Origin of the sequence: Lawsonibacter sp. LCP25S3_E2 (genome assembly GCF_052117285.1) — a bacterium.
Lineage (GTDB): Bacteria > Bacillota > Clostridia > Oscillospirales > Oscillospiraceae > Lawsonibacter.
Genome location: NZ_JBQKJL010000051.1, coordinates 1 through 2,592 on the forward strand (window position 1 = coordinate 1; position 2,592 = coordinate 2,592).

A 2,592-nucleotide genomic window follows, 5' to 3' on the forward strand; every position below is an offset into this window, starting at 1 on the left:
GTAACCGTCAAACCTGGCGGCGGATTGCTGGAATGTAGCTGGTGTGAGAAAATATCTCCATAATAGCAGATAGTATCGTGGAGTCTCGGAGACTGGAAGATACTATCTGAGACTGGGGAGACAGTTATGGAGAAAAGTTTACAGACACTGAACCGACAGGAGAAAGTCGCTGTTTGGAGCGAGCGGATTGCGGCCTGCCGCAGCAGCGGTATCAGCGTCAGAGCCTGGTGCGAAGGAAACGGCATCAGTACCGCCAGCTACTATAAATGGCAAAAGAAGCTGTTTTGTCTTGCGGCACAAACCGCACCGCAGTTTGCTGAGGTATGTGTTGCGCCGGCGGCCAAAATTTCCGCTACCGTGCATCTGGGAAATGTTTCAGTAGATGTTCATTCGGGTGCGGACGCTGAAACAACGGCCATGGTGCTGCAGATTCTACAGTCATGCTGAATGATTTTACCGGAGCTGACAAAGTCTATATCGCCTGCGGCTACACCGACCTCAGACGAGGAATCGATGGTCTGGCCAGCACCGTTCAGCAGCAGTTTCATCTGGATCCGTTCACCAACACGCTGTTTCTGTTCTGTGGCCGACGCCGGGACAGGATCAAAGCCCTGTACTGGGAGGGCGATGGATTTCTGCTGCTGTACAAGCGCCTGGAATCCGGCAGCTTCCAATGGCCCAGAAATGAGAGTGAGGCCAGAACTTTGACTCCCCAACAATACCGCTGGCTCATGGAAGGGCTGAATGTGGAACAGCCGAAGGCGCACAGACCGGTCTGCGGGCTGGAAAATATCTGAGAATGATCAATGAACTCTGTGCATTTCCTGCGATTTATGGTATCATATCAGCATGAAATATACAGAAACGAACGAGACAAGTAACCGGGAAATGATTACGATTTCCCGGGCGGAATACGAAGCGCTGCAGGCACAACTGGCCAAGCAGAGTCAGCAGCTGGATGCTAAGAACGCCGAATTGGCTGAGCAGAATCAGCAGCTGGACGCTAAGAGCGCCGAGCTGGCCCAGGCTCTTTTGCAGAACCGTTGGCTGATGGAGCAGTTGAAGCTGAAGAAACGGAAACTGTTTGGAAGTTCCTCTGAGCAGTTGGAACAGATGGTCATGGACAAGTTTGCCTATCTGTTCAATGAGGCTGAGGCCTGGGATACAGACAGCATGGAGCCCGCTAAAAAGTCCGAAAAGAAGACGCCCCGCAAGCGCCGTTCCGGCAGCATTGCCGACGTGATCCCCGAAGGCACTCCCGTAGAAGTCGTGGAGCATCCTCTGCCCGAAAGCGAGAGAGTTTGCAGTGCCTGTGGCAGCGAGCTGGTTGAGATTGGCGTGGAGATCCACCGCAGCCTCCAGATGAAGCCCGCTGAGTTTTGGGTGCGGGAGGACCGCTACCCCACCTACGCCTGCAAACATTGCGAAAAAGAGACCGGAGAAGGGAATGTGGTGCCCACTCCTATGGCACCGACCGTGATTCCCGGCAGCTTTGCCTCTCCCTCTGCGATTGCGCATCTTGCCGCACAGAAGTATGTGATGTACTCTCCTCTGTACCGTTTGGAGCAGGAGTTTGAACGCCAGGGTCTGAAGCTGTCCCGGCAGACTATGTCCAACTGGCTGCTGAAGGCAGCGGAGGACTGGCTGCAGCCTGTGTATGACGTGCTGCACCAGAGGCTGTGCCAGGAAAAGGTGCTGCACGGTGACGAAACCACGCTGCAGGTACTGCACGAGAAGGGAAAGTCAGCCACCAGCAAATCCTATATGTGGCTTTACCGGACCAGTGGCAACGCTGAGGCGCCGATTGTGCTGTATGATTACCAGCCCAACCGGAAAGCTGAGAACGCAGAGAAGTTCCTGGAGGGATTCTCCGGTTGGCTCCATGCGGACGGCTACCAGGGCTACCACAGGCTTCCGGAACAGATCCGTGTGGTGGGGTGCTGGGCCCATGCCCGACGTAAGTTTGACGAGGCACTGACTGCCGTTCCCAAGGACCAACAACCTGCTTCCAAGCCGGCAGAAGCCCTGTGCTATTTTGCAAAGCTGTTCCAGATGGAGCAGGACTTTGCCGCATTGACAGCAGAAGACCGATTTGCCAAGCGTCTGGAGCAGGAAAAACCTGTTCTGGAGGCTCTGTTGGCATGGGCAAATGAGACTAGCGCCAGGACAGCACCCAAGTCCGCCCTGGGCAAGGCACTGCACTATCTTCTGGAGCAGTGGCCCTATCTGGTGCGCTATCTGGAGGACGGCAGGCTGGAGCTTTCCAACAACCGCGCCGAGCGCAGCATAAAGCCCTTTGTGATGGGCCGGAAGAATTTTTTGTTCTGCAATACACCGGGCGGTGCGCAGAGCAGCGCAGTCCTTTACAGTCTGATTGAAACGGCTAAGGAAACCGGCCTGGATCCTTACCGCTACTTGCAGTGGGTTCTGGAACGTGCCCCTGAATTGGCGCAAACAGCCAACGAAACCTGGGCCGAGAAATTGATTCCTGCCCAGGCACCAGCAGAATGCAGAACAAAAGTATAATCTTGTTTTACCTGAGCCACGGCAGATGCCGTGGCTCTTCTGTTGGGCCGGGTTTGACGGTTACTT

General features: G+C 54.9%; 3 protein-coding genes. All 3 read left to right on the forward strand.

Translation table 11 applies throughout. From position 1 onward, the window contains the following. Positions 1–126: 126 nt before the first annotated feature. The 3 genes from tnpA to tnpC all read left to right on the forward strand — a co-directional run bounded on the left by tnpA (position 127) and on the right by tnpC (position 2,526). Complete coding sequence (tnpA, locus tag ACTQ3R_RS16335) at positions 127–447, forward strand: IS66 family insertion sequence element accessory protein TnpA (RefSeq protein ID WP_441780210.1); 321 nt, start codon at positions 127–129, stop codon at positions 445–447. Next, positions 441–797, forward strand: a complete 357-nt coding sequence (gene tnpB, locus ACTQ3R_RS16340) for an IS66 family insertion sequence element accessory protein TnpB (RefSeq protein ID WP_441780211.1) — start codon at positions 441–443, stop codon at positions 795–797. Before tnpA ends, tnpB begins: the two co-directional genes overlap by 7 nt. A 91-nt stretch (positions 798–888) precedes the next feature. Beyond that, positions 889–2,526 carry an IS66 family transposase gene (tnpC, locus tag ACTQ3R_RS16345; protein WP_441780212.1) on the forward strand — a complete coding sequence of 546 codons (1,638 nt, stop codon included), beginning with the start codon at positions 889–891 and terminating at the stop codon, positions 2,524–2,526. Positions 2,527–2,592: the final 66 nt, after the last annotated feature.